General features: G+C 53.2%; 25 protein-coding genes. 14 read left to right on the top strand and 11 right to left on the bottom strand.

From position 1 onward, the window contains the following. Positions 1 to 139: 139 nt before the first annotated feature. The 3 genes from FRY97_RS05960 to FRY97_RS05970 all read left to right on the top strand — a co-directional run bounded on the left by FRY97_RS05960 (position 140) and on the right by FRY97_RS05970 (position 2,294). Positions 140 to 637 carry a DUF6932 family protein gene (locus tag FRY97_RS05960; RefSeq protein WP_147166531.1) on the top strand — a complete coding sequence of 166 codons (498 nt, stop codon included), beginning with the start codon at positions 140 to 142 and terminating at the stop codon, positions 635 to 637. Positions 638 to 642: 5 nt separating this feature from the next. Further along, positions 643 to 864: a hypothetical protein gene (locus FRY97_RS05965; RefSeq protein ID WP_147166532.1), complete on the top strand. Its 222-nt coding sequence runs from the start codon at positions 643 to 645 to the stop codon at positions 862 to 864. A gap of 1,196 nt (positions 865 to 2,060) precedes the next feature. Continuing rightward, the gene (locus FRY97_RS05970; RefSeq protein ID WP_147166533.1) at positions 2,061 to 2,294 is read left to right on the top strand and encodes a LexA family protein; all 234 of its coding nucleotides are present in this window, start codon (positions 2,061 to 2,063) and stop codon (positions 2,292 to 2,294) included. A gap of 228 nt (positions 2,295 to 2,522) precedes the next feature. Here the strand turns inward: FRY97_RS05970 and FRY97_RS23120 are convergent, their stop codons facing one another. After that, positions 2,523 to 2,720, bottom strand: coding sequence for a hypothetical protein (locus FRY97_RS23120; RefSeq protein WP_246141594.1), 198 nt, complete (start codon positions 2,718 to 2,720; stop codon positions 2,523 to 2,525). Here FRY97_RS23120 and FRY97_RS23125 point away from each other — a divergent pair. Together FRY97_RS23125 and FRY97_RS05980 are read left to right on the top strand one after the other, a co-directional pair. Further along, complete coding sequence (locus tag FRY97_RS23125; RefSeq protein ID WP_246141601.1) at positions 2,715 to 2,924, top strand: IS3 family transposase; 210 nt, start codon at positions 2,715 to 2,717, stop codon at positions 2,922 to 2,924. The two genes, FRY97_RS23120 and FRY97_RS23125, sit on opposite strands and share 6 nt — an antisense overlap. Positions 2,925 to 2,994: 70 nt before the next feature. Then, positions 2,995 to 3,669 (top strand): lysoplasmalogenase, encoded by a 675-nt coding sequence (locus FRY97_RS05980; RefSeq protein ID WP_147166535.1) that lies wholly within the window; start codon positions 2,995 to 2,997, stop codon positions 3,667 to 3,669. Between the two features lie 88 nt (positions 3,670 to 3,757). Here FRY97_RS05980 and typA read toward each other — a convergent pair whose 3' ends face one another. Continuing rightward, entirely contained in the window at positions 3,758 to 5,563 is a 1,806-nt protein-coding gene (gene typA, locus FRY97_RS05985) for a translational GTPase TypA (RefSeq protein ID WP_147166536.1), read from the bottom strand. Between the two features lie 200 nt (positions 5,564 to 5,763). Here typA and FRY97_RS05990 point away from each other — a divergent pair, with 200 nt between their 5' ends. The 4 genes from FRY97_RS05990 (at position 5,764) to FRY97_RS06005 (ending at position 8,197) form a co-directional block, all read left to right on the top strand. Further along, positions 5,764 to 6,348: an RNA polymerase sigma factor gene (locus FRY97_RS05990; RefSeq protein ID WP_170254524.1), complete on the top strand. Its 585-nt coding sequence runs from the start codon at positions 5,764 to 5,766 to the stop codon at positions 6,346 to 6,348. Further along, entirely contained in the window at positions 6,341 to 7,267 is a 927-nt protein-coding gene (locus tag FRY97_RS05995; RefSeq protein WP_147166538.1) for a hypothetical protein, read from the top strand. The genes FRY97_RS05990 and FRY97_RS05995 overlap by 8 nt, the downstream gene beginning before the upstream one ends. 173 nt (positions 7,268 to 7,440) lie before the next feature. Further along, positions 7,441 to 7,779 (top strand): hypothetical protein, encoded by a 339-nt coding sequence (locus FRY97_RS06000; protein WP_147166539.1) that lies wholly within the window; start codon positions 7,441 to 7,443, stop codon positions 7,777 to 7,779. Between the two features lie 61 nt (positions 7,780 to 7,840). Next, positions 7,841 to 8,197 carry a hypothetical protein gene (locus tag FRY97_RS06005; RefSeq protein ID WP_147166540.1) on the top strand — a complete coding sequence of 119 codons (357 nt, stop codon included), beginning with the start codon at positions 7,841 to 7,843 and terminating at the stop codon, positions 8,195 to 8,197. Positions 8,198 to 8,207: 10 nt separating this feature from the next. Here FRY97_RS06005 and FRY97_RS06010 read toward each other — a convergent pair whose 3' ends face one another. The 5 genes from FRY97_RS06010 to FRY97_RS06030 form a co-directional block, all read right to left on the bottom strand. Further along, positions 8,208 to 9,350, bottom strand: a complete 1,143-nt coding sequence (locus tag FRY97_RS06010; protein ID WP_147166541.1) for an AI-2E family transporter — start codon at positions 9,348 to 9,350, stop codon at positions 8,208 to 8,210. Positions 9,351 to 9,765: 415 nt separating this feature from the next. Next, entirely contained in the window at positions 9,766 to 10,089 is a 324-nt protein-coding gene (locus FRY97_RS06015) for a phosphoribosylpyrophosphate synthetase (protein ID WP_147166542.1), read from the bottom strand. Between the two features lie 58 nt (positions 10,090 to 10,147). Next, positions 10,148 to 10,636 carry a Dps family protein gene (locus tag FRY97_RS06020; protein ID WP_147166543.1) on the bottom strand — a complete coding sequence of 163 codons (489 nt, stop codon included), beginning with the start codon at positions 10,634 to 10,636 and terminating at the stop codon, positions 10,148 to 10,150. Positions 10,637 to 11,135: 499 nt separating this feature from the next. Beyond that, positions 11,136 to 13,658, bottom strand: coding sequence for a sigma 54-interacting transcriptional regulator (locus FRY97_RS06025; protein ID WP_147166544.1), 2,523 nt, complete (start codon positions 13,656 to 13,658; stop codon positions 11,136 to 11,138). 203 nt (positions 13,659 to 13,861) lie between these two features. Beyond that, positions 13,862 to 14,272 carry a hypothetical protein gene (locus FRY97_RS06030; protein ID WP_147166545.1) on the bottom strand — a complete coding sequence of 137 codons (411 nt, stop codon included), beginning with the start codon at positions 14,270 to 14,272 and terminating at the stop codon, positions 13,862 to 13,864. A 461-nt stretch (positions 14,273 to 14,733) separates the two neighbouring features. Between FRY97_RS06030 and FRY97_RS06035 the strand changes: the two genes are divergently transcribed. Beyond that, positions 14,734 to 16,251, top strand: coding sequence for a GH3 family domain-containing protein (locus FRY97_RS06035; RefSeq protein ID WP_147166546.1), 1,518 nt, complete (start codon positions 14,734 to 14,736; stop codon positions 16,249 to 16,251). 174 nt (positions 16,252 to 16,425) lie between these two features. Here the strand turns inward: FRY97_RS06035 and FRY97_RS06040 are convergent, their stop codons facing one another. Then, a complete protein-coding gene (locus FRY97_RS06040; protein WP_147166547.1) occupies positions 16,426 to 17,001 on the bottom strand; it encodes a hypothetical protein in 576 nt (191 codons plus the stop codon). A gap of 166 nt (positions 17,002 to 17,167) precedes the next feature. Here FRY97_RS06040 and FRY97_RS06045 point away from each other — a divergent pair, with 166 nt between their 5' ends. Both FRY97_RS06045 and FRY97_RS06050 read left to right on the top strand, forming a co-directional pair. Beyond that, complete coding sequence (locus FRY97_RS06045; protein WP_147166548.1) at positions 17,168 to 17,398, top strand: hypothetical protein; 231 nt, start codon at positions 17,168 to 17,170, stop codon at positions 17,396 to 17,398. Positions 17,399 to 17,525: 127 nt separating this feature from the next. Further along, positions 17,526 to 18,659, top strand: a complete 1,134-nt coding sequence (locus tag FRY97_RS06050; RefSeq protein WP_147166549.1) for a baeRF7 domain-containing protein — start codon at positions 17,526 to 17,528, stop codon at positions 18,657 to 18,659. A gap of 96 nt (positions 18,660 to 18,755) precedes the next feature. Here FRY97_RS06050 and FRY97_RS06055 read toward each other — a convergent pair whose 3' ends face one another. Both FRY97_RS06055 and FRY97_RS06060 read right to left on the bottom strand, forming a co-directional pair. After that, entirely contained in the window at positions 18,756 to 19,499 is a 744-nt protein-coding gene (locus FRY97_RS06055; protein WP_147166550.1) for a DUF4197 domain-containing protein, read from the bottom strand. Between the two features lie 78 nt (positions 19,500 to 19,577). Next, a complete protein-coding gene (locus FRY97_RS06060) occupies positions 19,578 to 20,003 on the bottom strand; it encodes a dihydroneopterin aldolase (protein WP_211356820.1) in 426 nt (141 codons plus the stop codon). 162 nt (positions 20,004 to 20,165) lie between these two features. Between FRY97_RS06060 and FRY97_RS06065 the strand changes: the two genes are divergently transcribed. Together FRY97_RS06065 and FRY97_RS06070 are read left to right on the top strand one after the other, a co-directional pair. Continuing rightward, positions 20,166 to 21,389, top strand: coding sequence for an acyl-CoA dehydrogenase family protein (locus FRY97_RS06065; RefSeq protein ID WP_147166551.1), 1,224 nt, complete (start codon positions 20,166 to 20,168; stop codon positions 21,387 to 21,389). A 315-nt stretch (positions 21,390 to 21,704) separates the two neighbouring features. Then, the gene (locus FRY97_RS06070) at positions 21,705 to 22,919 is read left to right on the top strand and encodes an OmpA family protein (protein WP_147166552.1); all 1,215 of its coding nucleotides are present in this window, start codon (positions 21,705 to 21,707) and stop codon (positions 22,917 to 22,919) included. An 80-nt stretch (positions 22,920 to 22,999) separates the two neighbouring features. Here the strand turns inward: FRY97_RS06070 and FRY97_RS06075 are convergent, their stop codons facing one another. Continuing rightward, a complete protein-coding gene (locus tag FRY97_RS06075; protein WP_147166553.1) occupies positions 23,000 to 24,247 on the bottom strand; it encodes a 3-phosphoshikimate 1-carboxyvinyltransferase in 1,248 nt (415 codons plus the stop codon). Between the last annotated feature and the right edge of the window lie 73 nt (positions 24,248 to 24,320).

The raw sequence follows: 24,320 nt of genomic DNA on the forward strand, positions 1-24,320 counted from the left end.
TTGGCTAGCCGACAATACTCCGCGATGCTTCGTACTGCGGCTAGCCTGACCGTTCTGTGCAAGGAGGATAAACCCAAAAATGGAATCTGGACGATTTTCGTAAATAAATGTTAGATTGGTCTCAGAATAAAATGAATGGATGGAACCAAGTTTTGATATTCGAGGTAATTTGAAACCTTATGAGCGAATAAAATTAGATGCCCGAGCATTTAAATCCACCTTCGTAGATTCCTTCGATGAAGATTCGACTAGATACGGTCTGTTCGATAAGTATTTGGACTATACCGAAAACTTTAAGGATAAGGTAACCGGCAATTTTACCCAATGGATAAACGGCAGCTTTGTCACGAGTAAGAAAAATCCGAACGATATAGATTTTGTCAGCCTGGTTGATTTCTCAGTGGCTAACGAGAAAGAAGATATCATCAGAAGAGAATTTATCAGGAATGATGCCCTGAAAAGATATGGATTAGATGCCTACCTGTTGATTGTCTACTCAGAAGGTCATAAATTGAGGAATCATACCAAGTCAGATATCTTGTATTGGAACGATTGGTTTACGAAGAGCCGGAAAGACAAAAGGTGGAAGAGGTATACAAAAGGGTATGTTGAGCTTGAATTCAAAGAAAAAGACTAGATCAAATGGAAAATGTAAAGATCAAAGACGAAAGAATAGCGAGGATATCCGATTTATTAGAACAAATACAGTCGGTTGACGAGATGATCTCCTTGCATGAAGATAAAGGGGATCAAGAAGATTTAATGCTGATACAGTATAAGTATCGGAGAGAACAGTTTTTAGGAGAACTAAAAGAGAAGCTTCAAGAACTTAATATAAACCCTTCAGATTTAATTGCTGCTTAAGATTTGGGATAAAGATCAAAGGTGGACCCTGCGCAGAATCGAGTAGGTAAGGAGGGGCGCAAACCAGATTGTCGTTTTTTTTGGGGGCCTGCCCCTGCCGTGAGGGCAGGTGCCGCTATGCTACGGGGCTCGCTCTTCGCTCGGCCTTATCAGGCCTGCCGCCCCTTCGCAGCGCTAGGCCAATGCCAGGCTAGAGCCTTAAGCCATAAATCGCTGATACTTAAGTTGAAGTTATTTTCCGGCTAATCAAGGCGAAGGTTAGCGACTTTAGCCCGAGCTAAAGGAGCGGTTCTTTAACGAAGAGTAGGCGGAAAAGAACGAAACTTGGGGTGGCAAGGATTTATGGCTTGAGGCACTAGAGCCCCAAAAGCATAAACGCCTGCGACATTTTGGTTCACGCCCGTAAGGAGCGGCAAAATTACCACTCCTTATCCCTCTCACACCACTTAGCGTACGGACCTCGTACTAAGCGGTTCGTGAACCATGGAAAAGTTGTTCATAATAATCGAGGAAAGACTTATACCCGCGTTTGGCTAGTCTTTCCTTGGTGAAAATGTCTTGCCTTCCCTTGCGGTAACTGTAGGACTGACTACGCCCGCAAAGCGGTCGGCGGTCCAAGTCGATCCCACACCCACCGGTTGTTCCGGCGATTCACGTTCAGGCCTTCAGGCTAGCCTCTCGGGGACGGTTACTAGCAACGATGGCGTTCCCCCGTTTATCCCGGTTTGCCTCCCTGATATGCCTTCGGCTGACTTCTTGATCTATAGGAATACCGAACCTAGTTCAAGACCTCCCCGGGTAAGACCTCCCTCTTTCTGCTGATCCCGGCCGTATCTACTGCTCAGGGTTTGTTGGTTGCGGCCTTTGACATGATGTGCTGCCTTGGCCACCCTGAACAGCCTCTTATACGGTTCCTGTTCAGCCTGCCCTGTAGCTTTAGCGTATCAGGGTCCGTACCAGCATTTGCAGAGAGGCCCGGAGCCGCCCCACGCGCCCTTGCGGCTTGCTAGGCAGCTTCACCAACTCGCTGACAGTGGACTTGCACCACTTAGAAAACTCGCTATCTTTATAGCGAGGGGAGCCCATTCCGGGCACACACAAAGGCTAAAATGTCAATAGCCTCCATTCGTCGGCTACTGCATTTAGCCTGACCGTTAGGTGCAAAAATAGAATAGACCAAAACGAATAATGTTGAAATGAAATACACGAAAAAACAAGGTCAATATTTAAGTTTTATCTATTATTACAGGAAGTTGAACAATGAATCACCTGCACATTCAGATTTTCAAAAATATTTTGTTACAAATCCTGCGAATGTAAATGATATGCTGAAAACATTAGAGATCAAAGGATTTATCAAAAGAGAAGCGGGTAAAGCAAGAAGTATAGAATTGTTACTGAAAAGAAAAGAATTACCAGACTTGCAATAAAGAATAAGATGGACCAGAAGATTGAATTATCAAACGAACAATATAAAGGCTCTATGCGAATTTGTGTGGGTGCCTAAGATCGAGTTTGCCTGCTAATAAATAAATCATAGTGATAAAAGAGTTGATGATCCACGCGTTAAAGGAAGCGCGAGTAAAGCCCTAAGCCCGTCCGAGAAGCGATCGCGCGTACGTGACTTCCAGCATCAGGGGCTGCGTCTGTCCCTGGCGCTACAGGCTTTCGGCCTGACGCGCCATCAGTACTACTACCGTCCGCCGGCTGCTGGCCGTGCGGACAGTGCTTCTCGGCCGGGCTGTCCGGCATCGGCCTATACGCTCTATCAGGACGAAGACGGGCTGTCCAGCGAGCGGCCCAACGAGGAGGTCGTCGAGCTGATCCAAGAGGTCCAGCAGGACGATAACCTGCACTGTGGCTATAAACGCATGACGCCTTATTTGCAGCTGCGGGGCTACCAGATCAATCACAAGAAGGCATACCGCCTGATGCGTAGCAATAGCCTGCTACTGAGCCGGTTGAAGAAGGTCGGCCGCTCGTATGTACAGCACCTGCGGGCACAGCCCGAGCAACCGCTGACGCTACTGGAAATGGATATCAAGATGACCTGGGTCTAGTTTGCCCCCTATCCCTCCCACCAACCGCCAAAATACTGTAGCTTAGCGCCCTCACCTATTCAAAATACGGATGCAGCGGATATGGCTCTTTCTGTTCTTTTTAGCTGCTTTGGCCAATCTTTTTGGCGAGCACTACGAGGTTGCCGGGCTGGCCCTGGCTTCCAAACCACTGCTGATGCCCTTGCTGGGGCTATGGTTTCACCAAGTGGCCCCTGCTTCCCCATTAAAACCGTGGCTGATGGCGGCGGTAGCCGCTTCTTGGGGCGGGGACGTACTGCTGATGATGGTAGAGCATGGCCCTGGGCGGGCTGAGTTTTTCCTGGCGGGGCTAGGGAGCTTCCTGATTGCCCAAGTCAGCTATGGCGTAGCGTTCTGGAAGGCGGCCGCAAAAGGAGGGGCGCTTGCCGGAAAACCTTGGGCAGCCTGGCCATTCTTATTGTACCTCTTGGCGATATTGGGATATCTGTGGCCGGGGCTCGAGCCAGGGCTCAGGGCTCCGGTAGCGGTTTATGCCCTGGCCATCACGCTCATGGCAGCCTTGGCCTACAACCTAAAGACCGTCTGGGCACAGCCCCGCTTTTGGGGGCTCATGGCGGGGGTAGCCTTTTTCCTCTTATCCGACTCCCTCATTGCCATCAACAAGTTTGCACATCCTGTGCCGGCCTCCCGCCTGCTCATCATGAGCACCTATATCGCAGCCCAATACCTCATATTGCGGGCCGCAGCCCGGCAGGCCCCGGCCTGAAACAGCACCGCCGGCTTGCACTTGCTGCAAACCGGCGGTATCGCATTGCTGCTGAGCAGCACGGCTAAAATTAGTGGAGGGGCAAGGGCTAAGCCAGTGCCTTATTCTTTGCGCGTTTGCGCTCGTGCTCCTTGAGGTGCATTTTGCGCAGGCGGATCGATTCCGGAGTGACCTCCACAAATTCATCCTCCTGAATGTATTCCAAAGCTTCCTCCAGGCTGAACACCCGTGGCGGGATGAGCTTCAGCTTATCATCTGCGCCAGAAGAGCGCATATTGGTCAGCTTCTTGGTCTTAGTCAGGTTCACAACGAGGTCGCCCGGGCGGCTGTTCTCGCCTACGACCTGGCCTTCGTACACCTCATCGCCGGCAGCAATGAAGAATTTGCCACGGTCCTGAAGGTTGTTGATGCTGTAAGGAATGGAGGTGCCCGTTTCCATAGAAATAAGGGAGCCGTTGATGCGGCCGGGGATGTCCCCTTTGTGCGGCTGAAACTCCAGGAAGCGGTGTGTCATAATGGCTTCCCCGGCAGTAGCGGTCAGCATTTGGCTTCGCAGCCCGATGATGCCCCGGGAGGGGATTTCAAAGCGCAGCTGTATGCGGTCGCCTTTTGGCTCCATAGAGAGCATGACGCCTTTGCGGCGGGTGACCATATCGATGGCAGTGCCAGATTGCGGCTCAGGGATATCGATCGTCAGCTCTTCCACCGGTTCGTGCACTACCCCGTCAATACGCTTGTTGATAACCTGCGGCTGCCCGATCTGCAGCTCGTAGCCCTCCCGGCGCATAGTCTCGATAAGGACTGCCAAGTGGAGTACCCCACGGCCAAAAACGCGGAAGGTATCCGCAGAGTCGGTCTCTTCTACACGCAGGGCGAGGTTGCGCTCCAGCTCCTGAGTCAGGCGGTCTTTAATGTGGCGGGAAGTCACGTATTTCCCTTCTTTGCCGAAGAAGGGGGAATCATTAATGGTAAAGACCATGCTCATCGTAGGCTCATCGATGGCAATCGTCGGCAGGCCTTCCGGCTCTTCGTGGTCGGCGATCGTATCACCGATTTCGAAGCCTTCGATACCAAAGACGGCACAGATTTCGCCAGCGACTACCTGCTGTACCTCAGTCCGTTCGAAACCATCAAAGACGTAGAGGTTCTTGATGCGGCTTTTCTGTATGCTGCCGTCCTTTTTCACCACAGAAACCGGCTGCCCTGCGCGCAGCTCCCCGCGCTGTAGGCGGCCTACTGCGATACGGCCGATGTACTTGGAGAAATCGAGGGAGGTGATCAGCATCTGAGGAGTGCCTTCGTCAACCTTAGGGGCAGGGATGTGCTCCAGGATGGTATCCAAAAGCGGGGCGATATTATCTGTCTTTTCCCGCCAGTCGTGGCTCATCCAGCCAAACTTAGCAGAGCCGTACACTGTTGGGAAGTCGAGCTGATCTTCGGTAGCCTCCAGGTTGAACATGAGGTCGAAAACCGCTTCCTGAGCTTCATCGGGCGTACAGTTCTCTTTGTCCACCTTATTGACCACGACGATGGGCTTAAGGCCCAGTTCAATGGCTTTTTGGGTTACAAAGCGGGTCTGAGGCATAGGCCCCTCGAAGGCGTCCACCAACAAAAGCACACCATCAGCCATATTGAGCACGCGCTCTACTTCCCCGCCAAAGTCGCTGTGGCCCGGGGTGTCGATGATGTTGATTTTTACCCCTTTATAGGTAATGGAAACGTTTTTGGAAAGGATAGTAATCCCCCGCTCACGCTCCAGGTCGTTGTTGTCCAGAATCAGCTCGCCCGGCTTTTCGTGGTCAGCGAAGAGCTGCCCAGCCAGGATCATTTTGTCCACCAGCGTAGTTTTGCCGTGGTCAACGTGAGCAATAATGGCGATGTTTCTAATTTCCATAAAAAGTCCTAAGTTATGACAGCGCTGCAGGGCGCTTTCCAAAAGAAGGCGCAAAGATAGGTTTAATTTCAACGCCCCGCTCTTTCTAGCCGTTAATTTGGCATTAATTTATTTGATAGACAGGGGCTTATCCAGAAAAGGGATCGGCTTTCGCCAAAATGTGTAAATTTCGGCTGCGCACCAAATTAAAGATTCCCGGCATGCTCCGTATTTTCAGAAAGGCAGCACCTGACGACCTCCCCGACGAAGCCCTTCTGCGGCAGTACCGGCAGAGTGGCGATCAGCACCTGCTCGCTGCCTTGTTCAGCCGGCATGTGCCTCTGGTGTACGGCATTGGGCTCAAGTATTTCAAAGATCAGCAGCAGGCAGAGGATGTCTGCATGGCTGTTTATGAACTGCTGGTAAACAAGGTGCTGGAACATGACATACAGCATTTTGTTGGCTGGCTGCACGCCCTGGCCCGGAACCACTGCCTGATGCATTTGCGCAAAGCAGCGGTACAGCGGGAAGAAAATACCCCGCCCGAGCTTATGCAATCTGCCGATCAGCGGCATCATACCCTTGAGTGGCCGGAGGAGGAAGCACAGCTCAAGGCCCTGCGCAGTTGCCTTTCCGGTCTGCCCCCTGCCCAACAGCAGTGCATTGAGGAATTTTACCTCTCAGGCTACTCCTACAAGGAAATAGCCCAAAGCCGGCAAGAGACGGTAGGGCGTGTGCGCTCTTATATTCAAAATGGCAGGCGGAACCTGCGCATCTGCATGGAAAAATTGATTCATCGTGCCTGAGCATCAACCGACACCACGGGCAGCACATCTGCTGCAAAAGTACCTCTCTGGCGACATCAGCAAGGGCGAAGAGGCTGAGCTCGACCGCCTGGCCTTGAAAGATGCTGTGCTGAAGGAAGCCATGGAAGGGCTCCGGGAAGTGCCCGAAGCGGAGCACGACGAAGCCGTACGCCGGGTACGCGCCCGTTTGCGCACAGTGGGCGGCCGCCGGCTGCGGCCTGGTGCGATCGCCGCTGCAGCAGTGGCCGCAGGGCTGGTACTTGCGGCGGCCTTATGGCTGCAAAAGGGGGATGACAGCGCCCGGGAGCTGGCTATGGAGGCTGCCAAACCGGCCACGGAGGGCACACGGCCGCCTGCCGCTGCCCCTTTGCCCGCTCCCGCCCCACAAACAGCCCGCCCTGAAGGAGTGCCCTCTCCTCTGGCTGCCCCACCTCCTGTAGCAAGGCCGGAGTCCGATAAAGAAAAAACTGCCCCGCCGCCCCAACCGCCCGTGCTCGCCCAACTGGAAGAAGATGCCAATGGCACTGAAGCTAATGAGCCTGCCACATTCAGTACTGAAATGGCCATGGAGGATGCTGCAGCGGACGCACCCGCTGTGCCCCTGCAGAGCCCCCCTCCGCCAAAGGCGAAGATGGAGCGTGCAGCCCCTTCAGCTTTTGGCGGGCCTGCCCGCATACAGGCGTCAGCGGATACTCTACTGCTGTTAAAAGCTTGGCACCAAGCCTACCCCCGCTTGCCCCGGGCAGGCAGGGTCGTACTCGCTTTTGAGGTAGACGAGTCCGGCCGGCCCGCTCGCATCAGCATTCTCGAAGGAGCCTCCCCTGAAGCAGATTCCCTTGCACAACGGATACTGCTCAATGGGCCACTATGGAGCCCCGTGGGCGCAAGCGGGAAGATGATTTTCTCCCCTCCCCAATAGCCCTTTGCAGTTGTTAAAGAAGCGTTAAGGGGTGTCTTAATTTTTTGCCGGTAGGCAACTACTCTGCCCCAAACTGGGTTATAGATGTCACTTAGCATGACCAAAAAGCTTTGAAATTTTATCCCCCTGACCGGACTGCCGACGGGGGGGGATTTCAAACAAAGACCAAGTCCATGAGGGCATTACGCAATATCATTTCCCTACTGTCCATTGCAGCCGTTGCCTGCAGCCCCTTCAGCGGGGTATTGGCGCCTGTAAAAGCCCATGCCGGCTGGGGAGTGAAATACGTAAGCCAGAACATTGATGCCCCAACGGATGAAACCGCTTTAAGCTTTGAGCCAGACCCGTTCTCGGGCTGTGGCAGCAGCATACTGCCCACGCCAAGCCCACGCCAAGCGGTACCGCAGCAGGTGGCTGAGCATCTCTACGCCGCTCCCCTTTCTGGCAAAAGCCTCCCCATCTACTTACTATACCAGTCTTTGCTTTTTTACGATGCCTGCACCCTGGCCTAGCCAGGATTGCATATTTGTTCATCAGGGCTTGCCGAAGAGGCAGCTCAAAAAAGTTGAAGCCATGAATCAGGTAAGTGACCCCCAAAACGCGTTTACCCTTAAAAGCTGGTTTAAGGAAATCCGGTTTTATGAGCAGGAAATCCGCAATTGCGAATGGAGCTTAGAAGAAGTACTGCTGAAAGCCCAATCTGAAGAAGACCGGGCAAAAGTTGAGCATTTTCAAAACCAATTCCTACTGCAGCGGCTCAACCTGCAGCGGCTGAACAAACAGCTGCGCGAAGCCCTGGCCTATTCCGCGCAAGTGCGGGAGCACGCCTTTTCTGAGGTCCGGCATTTCCGGAAGTACTTCAAGACCCTGCTGAAAGAATTTGATGCTTTTCTGCACCGGTACTTCGCTATCCCAGAGCTCAAGATTTAGTGCGATCAGGCTAAAGGCTGCCGTTCTTTCTTTTATGCCGGCTGAAGTAATGGGTCAGCCGGAAACGGTCTTGGTCGTACTCGTTGAGGAACTTTTCGCTGTCGGTGAAGATGTCGCTGCTCAAGAGCTCGCTCACCGGCTTGAGCGGGTCGATATGCTCCATGACCACCTTAAGGACCGCCACAAAGGGCAGGGCCAGGATCAAGCCGGCAACGCCCCAGAACATCCCCCCCACAAAAAGGAATAAGATGGCTGCCATAGGGTTGATGCTCACGCTGCTCCCTACGACTTTAGGGGTTATAAAGTTGCCCTCAAGCGTCTGTACGCTCATGTACAGTAGCACTACCGCTGCGGGCTGCCAGAGTGTGCCGGTAGTAGCCAATGCGTAAATGAACGGCAGTGTCCCCCCGAGCGTGGTGCCGATGTAGGGGATGATAGCAAGGCAGGCAGCCAGGAAGCCCCAAAACCAAGCATAGCTTATGCCGATGAGCCACAGCCCCAAGCTGTTAAGCACCCCGAGTATCAATATGACAGCCCCCAGGCCGAAGAGGTACTCTTTGAGCACCTGCTCTACTTGACGGGTCAGCTCTTCCGCTTCCTCTCGCCGCTGACGGGAGAACTGCATCAGCAGGAAGTTCTTGAAAGAAGTGCGGTACAGCATGATAAAAAAAGTGAACAGCAAGGTCAGCAGCAGGCTGATGAGGATATTGGAGCCTGAGCTCAGGCTCTTGCCCAAGATCTGCAGCGGGGCTTCAATGATTTTGCTGAAGTTGGCCTTTATAGACTCCTCCAAGCTCTGCGTGTCCACTGCAATATATTGTTGAAGGAAAGCCAGGAGCTCATCAAAGCCTGAGCGCAGGCGGTCCCCTATTGCTGGCATATCATCCACTACAGCGCCAAATTGGACAGAGAACAGGACAATCAGCACGAGCACAGGCAAGATTGCAATGAGCATGGCTAAAATGATAGCGAGCGGGCGGTTGGATACCCAGCGCTCTACCTTGCGGGAAATGGGGAGCAGCAAAAAAGCGAACAGGGCTGCGAAGGACAAAGGCGCAAGTATGGCTTGCCCGATGATAATGAGGTACCCTCCCAAAAACAGGATGATGAGCAGGGAGGCCAGGCGGTTCAGGTTGATGGAGTCGCTCCGCATGTGTCTTGTTGGTTATTGGTGTACTGATGAAGGGCAAACGCTTGATCAAAGCAGCCCCTACAATATCGTTAAATTATGGCAATCGATGCTCTCAACGTACAAAAGCCCCTTCGGAAATGGCGCGGGCTTTTGCCCGGGCAGCCATCCGAAGAAGCTCGTACAAACCAAAAGGCGCTGTATTTCTGATGGGCACTGCCGCTATAAGCCAAAGTACCGCAGGGGCCTAGGCTTTCTCAGCTTTATGGTGGGGCCGGGCTAGCGCTTCGAAGGGGTGGCAAGCCCGACAGGGCCGAGCGGACAGCGAGCCCCGTAGCATAGCGGCACCTGCCCTCAGGCAGGGGCAGCCCCCAAACCTGCCTGCCTCCTAGGGCAGCTCCTGAAGGGACAGCCCATGAAGCGCTATGAGATCGGCTTGCTAAGCAGTGGCCCGCTTCTTGATTTTCACCTTGTCCATAAACGCGACCATGTCCATGTCTGCGTACATCCCGTAGGAAGAAATGATAATGCCCTTGGCGCCGTCTCTAGCTTCTACCGCAAAAACGATAGACATATCACTGGGGTTGGACGCCCCTTCAAAACGGTGATACTCTGCAATTTCCATATCTGAAGGGCTGTACATGCGTTTAGTCTTCAGGTTCTGCATTTTCCCCTTTTCCTTCAATTTGAACTCGGTCGTGTACCCCCGTTTTTGCAGTGCCTGAGTAGCATGCACAACGGAGGAGTATCTGTTCAGTTTCATAGTCCGACAATTTCGTTTTTTGTTTATGCTCAATCCCCTGCCACAGGCGGGGGGCGCCCTATGCCGTGGCATGCGCTTCCTTGCGGGCGTGCCAGGCATCGAGCATCCAGCTCGCTTTTTCTAAGCTCCCGAGGAACCCACCTATCATATCGATAGTGCCCTCATCTTCCACTTTGCCTGCCGCTCTGATGACCTCGCGCATATTGGCGATCAAGACCCTGTGGTTGTCCAGCACCGTTTCGGCCATTGCCATTTCATTGGTGGTGATTTCGGCCTCTTTGATTTCCGCTCTTTCCAGGTAAGCCGACATTTTGCTCACCGGCCGCAGCCTAAGGGTCAGGATGCGCTCTGCTATTTCGTCAATTTTGAGCTTTGCATCATCGTACAAAGCTTCGAACTGTTCGTGGAGGTCAAAAAAAGCTTTGCCCTCAACATTCCAGTGGTAGTTGCGGAGGTTTTGATAATAGATATGATAATTGGACAGCAAGTCATTCAGCAAGTCTACTGTCTTAGCCATTTCTTTGCGGCTCAAACCCAAGTAATTCATATTCAGCTTTTTATTTTACCTAAAATACACTTATGCAACGGAGGGGGTGGGCTTCGTGTTCGATAAAAAGCTGAATGGGCACAAACCAGATTGCCGTTTTTTTGCTTGCCCCCTCCGCAAGGATAGGGGCCTGCCCCTGCCGCGGGCAGGTGCCGCTATGCTCCGGGGCTCGCTGTCCGCTCGGCCCTGTCGGGCTTGCCACCCCTGCGCAGCGCTAGGCCAATGCCAGGCTATATAGCCCGAAAAGCTTAAGACTGTGTTGGGAATTCGCTTTTGGAGCGAATGTAGTCAAATTTCATTCTGAACAAGACGCGATATATTCAAGAATGGGGCAAAAGGGCCCCATTCTTGAATCCAATAGCCTGAGCTAAGCGACTGAAGAGCAACGAAGTGCAGGATGAAATTTGGCAAATGCAGCCCAAAGGGTGAAATCCCAACACCGTCTAAACGCCTGCGGCATTTTGGTGTACGCCCAACTGAATAGCGCAGATGCACCGGGTCAGTCGATAAAATCCTTGCGGTGAATATCGAGCCGCCGCATTTTGGAAGCCAGGGTACGAGGGTTGAGCTGCAGCATTTTGGCAGCCCCTTTGGGGCCGCTGATGCGCCAGTTGCAGCGGCTAAGGGCCTGAATGATATAGTCCCGTTGCATAGCTTCGAAGGATTTGAACCCAGCCTCTTGCCCTTCCCCCGGCCGGCCGGCATTTTTATGGAAGGCGTCTGCCAAATTGAGCGTGCTGCCGGCTGAGAGGATCACCGCTCTTTCCACGATATTCTCCAGCTCCCGGATGTTGCCCGGGAAGGCATAGCGCAGCAGCTCATCGAGCGGCTCCTGAGGGATATCCTCAATTTTCTTCCCTGCCTTTTCGGCATACTTCTTTACAAAGTAGCGCACGAGCAGTGGGATGTCTTCTCTGCGTTCCCGCAAAGGGATGTTGTAAACGGGGAAAACATTGAGCCGGTAATAGAGGTCTTCTCGGAATTCGCCTTCGTTCACCATATCTACCAGATTGCGGTTGGTAGCTGCGACCACACGGACATTGGTTTTGAGGGTCAGGCTGCCGCCTACACGCTCAAACTCCCCTTCCTGCAAGACGCGGAGGAACTTGGTCTGTAGGTCGAGCGGGAGCTCCCCTATTTCATCCAGGAAGATCGTGCCGCCATCTGCCATTTCGAACCGGCCTTTTTTCTGTTGAAAAGCGCCAGTAAAAGCCCCTTTTTCGTGGCCAAACAGCTCGCTTTCGATCAGCTCCTTGGGCAATGCTGCGCAGTTCACTTTAATCATGGGAGCATCGCTGCGGCGGCTCAGCAAGTGGAGGGAGCGGGCCAGCAGCTCTTTGCCCGTGCCGGTCTCGCCAATAATGAGGACGGTAGCGTCGGTTTCGGATACCTGCTCTATCTGGTGCAGCACCTTTTTGTAGCGGGGGCTTTCGCTGATGATATTTTTGAAGTTGTAATTGAGGTTGATCTCCTCCTTGAGCAGGGTGTTCTCTTTCTGCAGGCGCCTGGTCAGTTCTTGGACTTTATCGAGGGCGGTAGCCAGCTCCACGCTCTTGCGGATACGAGCGGAGATATCCCGCACAAAGGCGCAGCCATAGGCATGGCCTTCATAGCTGATGTAGTTGATAAAAGCCTCCACAGGGATTTCCTCCCCATCGGCACCGGAGATGCGGGTTTCAAAACTGAAGCGGCGCTCTTTTTCCAGCTTTTCCCAGATGGCTTTGGTCTTAGCTTCGGGGTCATTGGGGAACAGCTTGTCCCAAGTCTCAAAAGCAGTGTATTCCAGCTGATGGTAAGCGGTCTCATTGACATAGCGGACCTCCCCTTCCGGTGTGAACCAAAAGATCATATCCACGGCATTGTCCATGGTGAACTGGGAAAGCAGCAACCGTTCATCCCGGGCTTTTTTGCGCCGCCAGTCTCTGGCAAAGATGCAGTTGATCTCTTGGTCTTTGAAGCGGATAAGGCTGAACGAGCAGTAGACCGGGATGACGGAACCGTCTTTGGCCCTGAGGCCCATTTCGCGGTCCATGTGGCGGGAAGCCGAGAGCTCTTCCCAAGCGCTGTGCCGTTCTTCATCGCTGTAGTTGTGTACGATATCGCAGGCCTTCATGTTCAGGATATCGCGGCGGGAGTACCCCAAATGCTCCTGCACAGCCATATTGGAATACAGGAAGCGCCCGTCTGCCGTTTCCCAAAAAATCATCTCTTTGGCATGGTCCAGTGTAAATTGCGCCAATTTCAAATCCTCGTCCTGAGGGGAAAAGCCAGAAATATCTTGTAGGGTGCCGTAGAGCTTTATGGTCTGCAGCTCTGATTTTTCTGGCACAACGGTGATGGCCAGGTTGGAAAAATCGCCGCCGGGCTGTTGGACATGAACTTCGAAGCTTTCAGGCTCGCCGGACTCGATAGCGCTGCGGAGGTGCAAATTGAAAGCGCGGTAGGCTTCGGGGGCGAGCCGTTTTTCCAAGTGGCGCTCCAGCTCTTCCCGGTTAGCCGGCTTGCCCGGCATATTGAGCAGGGAGACCACCTCTTCGGTCATGCTGATGGCATCGTTGACCAAGTCCCATTCCCATCCGCCAACTTTGCTGACCTGAGCGGTCAGCTCCAACAACTTTTTATAGCGGTTGACCTGTAGCTGATTTTTAACGCTCATCAGGCAAAAGCTTTTGCCGTCGTATTCGATCAGCAGCGACTTCAACCTAACCGGATAGAGCATTTCCTGCACCGTCATATACTCTGTATCCAGCTCAAAGTACCCCGTTTGCTGCAGCAGCTTCCAACGTTTTTTCCAGTCGACCAAACTGATATGTGGGTTGATTTCGAAAATCCGTTTTTTGAGCAGCTGTTGGTGCTCATAGCCCAAGTCTAAAGCAATTTGCTTTGAGGCTGCACAAATCTGGCCGGAACGGTCTAACAATAAGGTGCCGAGCCCAAAGGACTCAAATACTTCCTGGTAGGCGTCAAAATTATTGGCTTCCAGTACTTTGGAAGCCTCTTTATTGGTGAGCTTTCTGCTCATTGTTCGCTAATCCCTGTTCTAGTTAGTAAGGCCTGCCCATCCTTAGCAGGTGAGCAGTATTCATAAAAAACGCCAAAAAGATAACAACGGTTGACAGGGCTCGGCAGCAAAGCCGGAGCGTTTGAGTATGAATTCTTGAATACAGAACTATAAGAAACGGGCTTTCGAGAGCAGTACGGCAGTTTTTGACAGCCGGCGGGCTGTTAAAATATGGAGGCGTCTTTGCGCCTGCGGTCGAGCTCTTCTACGATGATTTTTTCGATCAGCCGGGCATCGCGCACTGCTTTGTAGCGTTTGTTGATCATTACATTGCCTATCGTGAACGCGATGATCGTAAGTGGGACCATGGCCAAGGTAAAGTAGACCCCTAGGGTAAAATCGAGGCTCTGAAAAAGGAAGCTGAAGGCGATCCAAAGGGTAGTGGATGCCCCAATGAGCAGGATGAGCCGGCGGGCATGTGCCAGCTGCTGCGTGCGCTCATCTAGTTGACGGAGCAGAGCCTGCAGCTCAGGGGTAGGGTAATAGTTGGCCCCAAATGTGAGGATCTGCAGGAAATCATCATTGCCTTCTTGTTCTATCCGGCTAAGCTGGCGCTCGAGGAAAAACTGTTTCATTGTTGCCGCGCTATTAGAATTTATGGTGACGAGCTTTTGGGATGCCGGCGCCCCGACCAGCAAGAGCAGGCTTGAATTCGCGTTCGCCCGCTATCAATCATAGCCCTCTAAAATACGCAAAAATAAAGCAGGCGGCCTTTGCCTGACTGCTTCTTAACATACTATTAAGAAGAGTTGTTTGAGGCGCAAACCAGATTGTCGTTTTTTTTGCCTGCCCCCTCCGTAAGGATAGGGGCCTGCCCCTGCCAGCGGGCAGGTGCCGCTATGCTCCGGGGCTCGCTATCCGCTCGGCCCTATCGGGCTTGTCACCCCTGCGCAGCGCTAGTGCCAAGCTAAAGCCCGGAAAGCCTCAGCGCAAGCGACACTTCGGTTTACCCACGTAGTTTGAGCACTGCCGCCAATTTTTATGGCGAACCTGCTTAGCCCTGCTGCGTTTCAAAATAAATCACGAAAATCCAACTATGGCTATACTAGGCAGCATTGTAAAATCGGCTATCGAGCTGAAACACGCCCTGACCACCGACCTCCTCAACCCTTATGCCAGGCAGAAGGCACAGCTCCTGCAGCTGATCAAGGCCGCAGCCCCCACTTCTTTTGGCCTGTACTACGGCTTCCGCAATATAGCGGAAGAGGAAGACCCGGTAGCCGCTTTCCAAAAGCAGGTGCCCATCTTCGATTACGAGCGCATGCACAATATGTGGTGGCAGCGGCAGCAAAAGCAGCCTGACATCACCTGGCCAGGGCAGCCTGCTTATTTTGCCCTCAGCTCCGGCACAACTGGCAAGGAGAGCAAACGCATACCTGTTACCCGGGAAATGCTAGAGTCCATCCGTTCTGTAGGCCTTGCACAAGCGGAGAGCCTCGCCCGCTTCGATCTGCCCCCCGAGCTTTTCGAAAAAGAAATCCTCATGCTCGGCAGTTCTGCTAAGCTGCAGCAGCACCCCAATGGGCACTTGGAAGGGGAGATCAGCGGCATCAACACCAACAACATCCCCAATTGGTTTGGGGGGTTTTACCGGCCTGGGCTCGAAATTGCCAGTATTGACAACTGGGATGAACGGGTGGGAGCCATAGCCGAAGCAGCGCCCCAATGGGATATCGGCGCACTAGCTGGCATACCTTCCTGGGTTCAGCTCATGCTCAAAGCGATCATTGAGCGCCATCAGCTCAGCTCCATACACGATATCTGGCCGGGGCTGTCGGTCTACGCTACCGGTGGCGTAGCTTTCGAGCCTTACCGGAAGAGCTTGGAAAAACTATTCAGCCGGCCCCTGATTTACCTGGACACCTATCTGGCCTCGGAAGGCTTCTTTGCTTACAATGCCCGCCCTGGCACAATGAATATGCAGCTGGCGGTAGATCATGGCATTTTTTATGAGTTCATCCCCTTTGATGAAAGGGGGTTTGACGAGACTGGCGCCCTTCTTGATTCGCCCCAGGTTTTCACCTTGCGGGAAGTGGAGCCCGGGCAGGAATACGCCCTGCTGATCTCCACCCCTGCCGGTGCATGGCGCTATCTCATCGGCGACTGCATCACGTTCACTGATCTGGAAGCACTGGAAATCCGCATTACTGGCCGTACCAAGTATTTCCTGAATGTGGTAGGCTCACAGCTCTCAGAAGAAAAGCTCAACGCTGCCGTTCGGCACTTAGAGCAGCAGGCCGGCCTCTCCATCAATGAGTTTGCCGTAGCAGCAGTAGAAGACGAAGCCGGGCAGTTCGCCCATCAGTGGGTACTGGGCACCGATGCGGGGCAGCAGGAGCTGTCTGCTATTCTCGACCGCTTCCTTAAGGACAGCAACAAAAACTATGCTGTAGCACGGTCGAAGGCCTTGCAGGAGGTGCGGGTGCAGGCCCTGCCCAACGATACACTATACCATTGGCTGGAAAGCCGGAAGAAAAAAGGGGGGCAGGTGAAAATGCCTCGGGTGATGAAAGCTGAAGACATGCAAGACCTTCTGGATTTTGCACGCCCGTAGGCTTGGGAGAGCGGTTTTTCCATAAAAATTAAGGGCTTATGCCCGCCCGCTTTGCCAGCAGGAGTATGGCGAAGCCGCTACATTTGGACTTAGCGGGCCAAATGCGTATTCAGTTAGGGGCGAAATTTTATAAAGGATTGATTTACAACAACATCTACCCCCTTTTGTCCTGTCCTAAATTAATTGGTCAAGGCGCAGAGAAGGGTGCTCTTTCCCGTCGATGAGCTGCGCCACTTCGTCTACTGACATATAATACTTACGGATGCGCGACTTGTAGGCATCAGGCAGCGGCGACTGCTCCAGAATATAAATTTTGGTGGCCTGCAGCTCATCCCCAAACCCTTGCCGGATAGCGTACAGGTCTGCCTGCCGCTCTGCTCCGGAACGATAATTGGCCAGCCACCAATAGCCTATCCCAAATTTCATCATGCCCCATGCCGAGCGCTCCCGGTAGTCGCACAAATGCCCCATCTCATGGGCCAGCCATCCGGACATCACCTCCCTGGGCAACCCTGCCAAGTTGATCTGCCCCGGCAATTGAAGGTATTCGCCAATATTGATCCGGTACCTGCGGCGGGCTTTTTGCCAAAAACGGGCATCTACCACTGGCTGTGCGTTCATGGTCGTTTTACGGAGGCGGTGCTGACGCACTTCGAGCTCATAAGGGTGCAAAGGGCTAAAGCGTTCATAAACCTGCTCTATCAGGCGCCGGAGCCGTTGATCTTTGATGTTGGTTATGTGCAAAGGCATATTTAATCAAGTCAGTTTAAATGCATGGCTAAGCTGCTGCCTACAACACTTCCTCAAACCCCACAAGCGCGCGCTTGTTTACACAACAGCCTATTTAACAACACCTTACACCCACCCCTATTCGAACATACAGGCGCTGCCCCCCGTTTTAAAAGAAAAGCCGCACATGAAAAACCTGCTCGCCCGGCTCTGCTTTCTCCTGGCATTTTGCCATGCCCCCACCCTCTTGTCAGCTCAGGAAGGCGGGGCATCAAAAAGCCCCTACAGCAGCCAGAAAACCATCGGTCAAGGACAGGAGCTATGGTATGAGTCTCCTTTTTTATGGATTGGCGCAGCCCTTTTTATCGCCCTCACAGGCTACCTCATTTACAAACGGAGCAAGCAGGCTTACACCTAATGCTAAGCCCCCCCATTTACAAGCAGGGCTTAAGAAGCTGGAAAATGAGCGGAGCTTAGCGCCTGTTTGGAGCGCTTAGGGGGAATTCCACCCACCCACATTTCTTTCATCATCAAAACCAGACCACATGATAAACGATAAGCAGTTTAGAACTTTAGCAGCATATAAAGGAAAGTACCTTATCTCTATTTTCATCCCCACCTATCGTGCGGGCCATGCAAAAGAAGACCGGCTGAGGTTCAAAAATGCACTGTCTGAAGCCAGCAAACGGCTCGAGTCGGCCGGTGCGCCAACTAACGAAGCCCGGAAAATACTGAGGCCTGGGCAGGAGCTGCTGGAAGACTCCCGGTTTTGGCTTCACCTATCCGACGGGCTCTGCTTTTTTGCAGGCCCAGATTTTTCCCATTACGAGATCATGCCCATCACCTTTGATGCCAGAGTATCTATAGGCCGGTCCTTTCTATTAAGCCCCCTCCTGCCAGTGCTCAACCATGACAGCAGGTTCTTCCTGCTCGCCCTGAGCCAAAATGAAATCCGCTTTTTTGAAGGCAGCCGCTACAGCATCACCCCTGTACAGATCGAAGACTTAGTGCCAAAGGATATGGCGAGCCTTTTTGAGCTGAGCGATGCTCCAGGCACGCTTCAGCACCATGGCAGCAGCCAGCAATCTCAAGTTTACCACGGTCATGGATATGGCAAAGACGATCAGGAGCAAGACCTGATAAAATATTTCCGGGAAGTTGACGAAGGGCTGATGCAAATGCTTCACGATGAGCAGCCCCCTATGGTTTTAGCCTGCGTAGACTACCTTTACCCTATCTACAAATCCATCAGCAAGTACAGCCGAATTTATCCAGAGCCCATCCCCGGCAACCCCGACCATCAGGACGCAGTGCTGCTGCACGAGAAAGCTTGGTCGCGGTTAGGGCCGTACTTCCATCAGCAGCGGGAAGAAGATGGCGCACAGTTCGGCGAGCGGAAATCGAAAGCGATGGGCACTGTGGAGCCCACCGAAATTATCCCGGCAGCTGCCTATCAGAAAATCGAGGTTTTGTTTTTGCGCAAAGGCGCCCGCCTGCCCGGGAAGTTCGACCCCTCTGTCAACCAATTGGACATAACCGAGGGCTTTTCCTATGAAAACATGGACCTGCTTGACTTTGCAGCTGTACAGACTTACCTCAATGGTGGCAGAGTATACCTGATGGAAGCGTCAGAAATGCCAGCCCCTTCCACTCCTGCCTGTGCTATTTACCGCTACTAAGAACAGGCTTGGAGCACACAGCAATAGCAAGGTCCCCTGCCGTTGATCAACGGCAGGGGGCCTTGCAGTACAAGCTTATGAGAAAACAATGGGAGATCAGTTGCCTGATTTGTTGTCCTGCCGGGCAAAGACCCGCTTAAGGAGGTCGGTTGTACGCGCACTGACGTTGGTCCGGATTTCTTTTTCCTTTTTTTCTACCATAGTGAACAGCCCTTTCAGTGCCTGCCGGGTCACGTAGTCATCCAAGTCAGGGTTGGCCTGCTCAACGAAGGGGATTTTGTTGTAAGCGTTGACCGCATCTCCCCAATATTGCCGGGCTTTGAATTTATCCAGGGAGGAAACGATGACCGGGTTGAACTCCGCGTACAGGTTGTTGTAAGTGACCCGGTTGAGGTATTGGGTAGCAGCATCGTCATTGCCCATCAAAATATCCAGGGCATCCCGGAAAGTCATGGCCTTGATGGCGTCCACAAAAATAGGCTTAGCCTTGGCAGCAGCATCTTCTGCCCCCCGGTTGATTTTTTCCAGAATGACCTCCTCCACCTCCCGGAAGCCAGGGATGTTCTGCAGGCGGTCAGCCACTTTTTGCGCTTCAGGCGGCAGGCCGATTTTGTAAGGGCTTTTGTAGTAGCCGTCCTGTTGAGAGAGCCGTTCGGCCCCTTCGCTGATGCCAAACTCCAAAGCCTGTTTCAGCCCCCGGCCGATTTCTTCGTTGGTGAGCGCGCCAGAGCCGGAAGAGAGGGTCTCCAGGGTGGCTTGGATCTGCTGTGCAGTGCAACCGACCAAGAGGGAAGCAGCAAGAATAAAAAGCGTGAGCGAGCGGGCAAACCGATGGTTCATAGTCATTTGTTTAAGGTACTGTGAAGAGGTGTTGAGTGATAAAAGAACGCAGCAGGGGCAGGCGAGGTTGTACCTGGCTCAATCCATAGCAGGCAAATAGCCGGACAGGTCGCCTTTGGCAATCATGACCCAAGCGGCACTGACATTACCGCCAAGAGGCGGGTTCTTTTTCCGCAGCCGGACATACAGCCCGGTGATGTTATCGAACTGCTCTATCAGGCGGTCGGCAATCCGCTCGACTACAGCCTCCAAAAGCCGGGTGGGCTTTTTCATTTCTACTTGGCAAAGCAGATAAATCGTCTCATAATTGACCGTAGTGGGGATGGCCGCGTCTTCATCTTCATCTTCCCCCAAGTCTAAGTAGAGGTCATCCGATTCAGCAGCCAAGTCCGTTTCTGTATTGACCATAACATCAAGGAGGAACTCATTGCCGAGGATCTGCTCCTCTTCGTAGTAGCCGTGCGGGGCAAAAAAGCGCATGCCCTGGAGTGCAATTGTTGCCATAAATGCGGGTTTTGCCCAAAAGTAAGGCAGGCTGTCAAAATTAGGTAGCATTCAAAGGCTAATGTAGCGCAGCCGGGCATTATTCCTTACCTTTGCCCAATTGATGCAACAAACATTTTTAGGGTGCCCACCCTGACCAAAATCCAAAAATAACTTCAAACTATGCCTGATACAGGACAAGCCGTAAACGGCACCATCGAAAAGCGGGCCCGGGAAGATAAGTTTCAGGGGCATGATTATTACGCCATTGACGAGCTCCTCGAAGACGACCACCTCATTGCCCGGGACGCTGTGCGCACCTGGGTTAAGCAAGAGGTAAGCCCTATCATTGAAGAATACGCTGAACGGGCAGAATGCCCCAAGCACCTCTACAAAGGCCTGGCTGAGATTGGCGCTTTCGGCCCCAACATCCCTGCAGAGTACGGCGGTGGCGGCATGGACGAAATCGCCTATGGCCTGATTATGCAAGAGCTGGAGCGGGGCGATTCTGGCATCCGTTCTATGGCTTCTGTGCAAGGCTCTCTGGTGATGTACCCCATCTGGAAGTATGCCTCTGAAGAGCAAAAGCGGAAGTACCTGCCCAAATTGGGCAACGGGGACTTCATCGGCTGCTTCGGCCTGACGGAGCCCGACCACGGCTCCAACCCTGGCGGCATGGTGACCAACATCAAAGATGATGGCGATGCCTACATCCTCAATGGCGCAAAAATGTGGATCACCAACTCCCCGGTAGCGGATATCGCGGTAGTCTGGGCAAAGGATGAGGAAGGCAAAATCCGGGGCATGGTCGTCGAAAAGGATATGCCGGGGTTCTCTGCCCCAGAAATACACGGGAAATGGTCTTTGCGCGCCTCCATCACCGGCGAGCTCGTCTTCGAAGACGTACGCGTGCCCAAAGCCAATGTATTCCCAGAAATCCGGGGCTTGCGCGGGCCGCTCTCCTGCTTGTCTAAAGCCCGGTTTGGCATTGCCTGGGGCGCTATCGGAGCAGCTATGGACTGCTACGATTCGGCTCTGCGCTATTCGCTGGAGCGCGAACAGTTTGGCCGCCCGATCGGCGGTTTCCAGCTGACGCAGAAAAAGCTGGCGGAAATGATCACAGAGATCACCAAGGCCCAGCTCTTGGCTTGGCGCCTCGGCACCTTGGCCAACAAGGGCAAAGCCACACCTGCTCAAATCTCCATGGCCAAGCGCAATAATGTGCACATGGCCCTCGAAGTAGCCCGCGAAGCGCGGCAAATCCATGGCGGCATGGGCATCACCAGCGAGTACCCGGTCATGCGGCATATGATGAACTTGGAAACCGTGCTGACCTATGAAGGCACCCACGATATCCACCTCCTGATCACCGGGCACGATGTTACTGGCCTGAATGCCTTTCAATAGGGCCTGCCGGTAAAACAGCATCACTTGTCCCTTACAGGGGCCTTCTCGAGGGAAGGCCCCTGTACTCATTTTAACAGGATATGCTAAACGGTATCCGCTTTTCGTTACTCCTACCGACGTACGCTTCTGAACAAGCCTGGAAGGGGTTAAGAAGTTGCTTGACTTGCCCCGAGGGTGCAACAATCAGCTGATTCGTTTATTTTTACTAAGGAATAGTGTAGATTCCGGCTTTCACTGTGGCCTCCCGCCACATTTAGCCGTCTTTAAGCAGAGCCCTCCCTGTGGCTTGCACAATATTCAGACAAAAATCCAAATATGAGAAAACCGACCATTCTCCCCCTTTTGCTGCTTTGTTGCTTCGCTTTTCAGGGGCTGGCGCAGGACACCATCTTTCTGAACAACCCTTCCTTTGAAGACTTCCCCCGCCACAGCCGCCCGCCAAGAGGCTGGAAAGACTGTGGCTTCCCTGGAGAATCCGCTCCGGATACACAGCCGAGCGGCGACTTTGCCGTTACTTATCCAGCCACAGACGGCGAGACCTACCTTGGCATGGTGGTCAGGGACAACGAAACCTGGGAATCCGTTTCTCAGCGCCTGAGCCGACCATTCCAGCCGGGCACTTGCTATGAATTCAGCCTGCAGCTCGCCCGGTCGCCTTATTACGTAAGCGTCAGCCGGCGCACAGAACGGGAGACCAATTTCAACCAGCCGGTTAAAGTCCGCATTTATGGAGGCTTCGATTACTGTGAAAAAAGGGGCTTCCTTGATGAGACCAATCTGGTGAAGGAGTCTTATTGGATGCAGTACAATTTTAAATTCGAGCCTACACAGGCTTATACCTACATCGTCATCGAGGCTTTCTACGAGACGCCTACCCTCTTCCCTTACAACGGCAACGTTCTTGTTGACAACGCCTCTCCCATCCGGCCTATCCCTTGCGATGAAGATATCCCTGCGGAGCCACAAGATATCCCAGAAGTGGAGCAGCCTTCTATTGCCAACCTCAACACCCCTCCCCCAGCAGCAGAAAACCTTCCTGCGGAAAACAACGAGCCGGTCAAACCCGCTGCCCCTACCCCGTCTAAGCCAGATACACAAGAACAAACACCCCCTCCTCCTGCGCCCAAAGAAGAAGTGACCATTGCTGGGGTAAAAAGGTCTGAAATGAAAAAAGGGCAGACCATCCGTTTGGACAAACTCTACTTTGAAGCGGACAGCGCCCGGATCACCAAGCAATCGTCTACCGTACTCAAAGAGGTGGCAGACTTCATGAAGCAGAACACTGACGTCTCCATTGAGATTGGAGGGCACACCAACAACCTCCCGCCCGATGACTACTGCCTCCGCCTTTCCACAGCGCGCGCTAAAGCGGTGGCAGAGTACCTCAAGCAGTATGGCATTGATGCCAAACGGCTGCAGTACAAAGGGTATGGAAAAGATAGGCCTGTCGCCTCCAACAAAACGGTTTATGGCAGGCGCCAAAACCAACGGGTAGAAATCAAAATCCTAGAAATAGGCAGCGATGGGTAAACCCTGTGCCGCCCAAACACCAAAAGCCCCGGGGGAAATCCTCCGGGGCTTTTTTGTCCAAATCATTGGGGGCAACGGGGCTATCCTGCTTCCTCTACCTCAAACCCCAATGAAGCCAAGTCTTTCCAATAGTCGGGGTATGACTTGACCACAACACCCGGTTCTTCAATCTCAATAGGGTGCTGTAAGGCCAGTGGGGCAAAAGCCATCGCCATCCGGTGGTCTTCGTAAGTTGCAAAAACAGGGGTATGACGGTACATGGTCTTCCCTTGCACCTGAAAATAATTCCGCTCGCCAGAGAATGGCAGCTCCACCAAATTGGCATTGACCTTTTGCAGCTCTTGCTGCAGCGCTAAAATGCGGTCCGTCTCTTTGATCCGAAGCGTTTCCAGGCCGCAAAAAGTAGCTGGCACGCCCAAGCCCGCACAGCACACGGCAAGGGTCTGCGCCAGATCGGGGCAGCGCAGAAAGTCCCAGGCAAACTCTGCGGGCACTTCTGCCCCCTTGGGCTTATGCAAGTGTACCCCCGTTTCATTAAAAGTAGACTGAATGCCAAAGGCCTCCATCATCTCTACCAACACCGCATCGCCCTGCACACTATCCTGGAACAGCCCATCCAACTGTAGGCTGGCTTCCTCAGCCAAGGCTGCGATGGCATAATAGTAGGATGCTGCGGACCAATCTGCCTCCACCGTGAAGGGCTTCGGCTCATACGCTTGCGGAGGCACCGTAATGGTATTGCCCTCCCACTTATGGCTCACGCCAAAATAGGCCATCAGGTTGAGGGTCATCTCTATGTAGGGGCGGGAAACAACTTGCCCTTTGAGCTGCAGCGCAAGCCCTTCGGGCAAGGTGGGGGCCAGCATAAGCAAAGCGGAAATGTATTGGCTGCTTGTACTGGCAGCAATCGACAAGCGGGCTGTCTGGCCAAAACGATGGCCTGGGCCTATTTTCAAAGGCGGATAGCCCTGCTGCTCCAAGTATTCGATGTCTGCCCCAAGCTCCCGGAGCGCCTCTACAAGCACTCCGACAGGGCGCTGCTTCATCCGCTCGGTGCCTGTAAGGGACTGCGTGCCATCCTGGCCGGAAAGGTAAGCCGTAAGGAAACGGAATGTGGTGCCCGCCGCCCCTGCATCGAGCACCTCCTCTTTGCTTTGCAGTAGGCGCTCCAGCAGAACGGTATCCTTAGCATTGGCTAGGCGCTGTATTTCAAAGCCTTGCCCGCTGAGCGCCCTGATGATCAGGGCCCGGTTGCTAATGCTCTTGGAGCCTGCCAATTGGACACGCCCGTGGATGATTGGCTTGGGGTGATGTACCAGATAGGTCATAACACTAGGAATGGTGAGGCCGAAAAATGAGAAAAAAAAGGCAGAATTCCTTTTTTAGCAGCAGCTATAGTCC

The sequence above is a fragment of the Phaeodactylibacter luteus genome (genome assembly GCF_007993045.1).
GTDB lineage: Bacteria > Bacteroidota > Bacteroidia > Chitinophagales > Saprospiraceae > Phaeodactylibacter > Phaeodactylibacter luteus.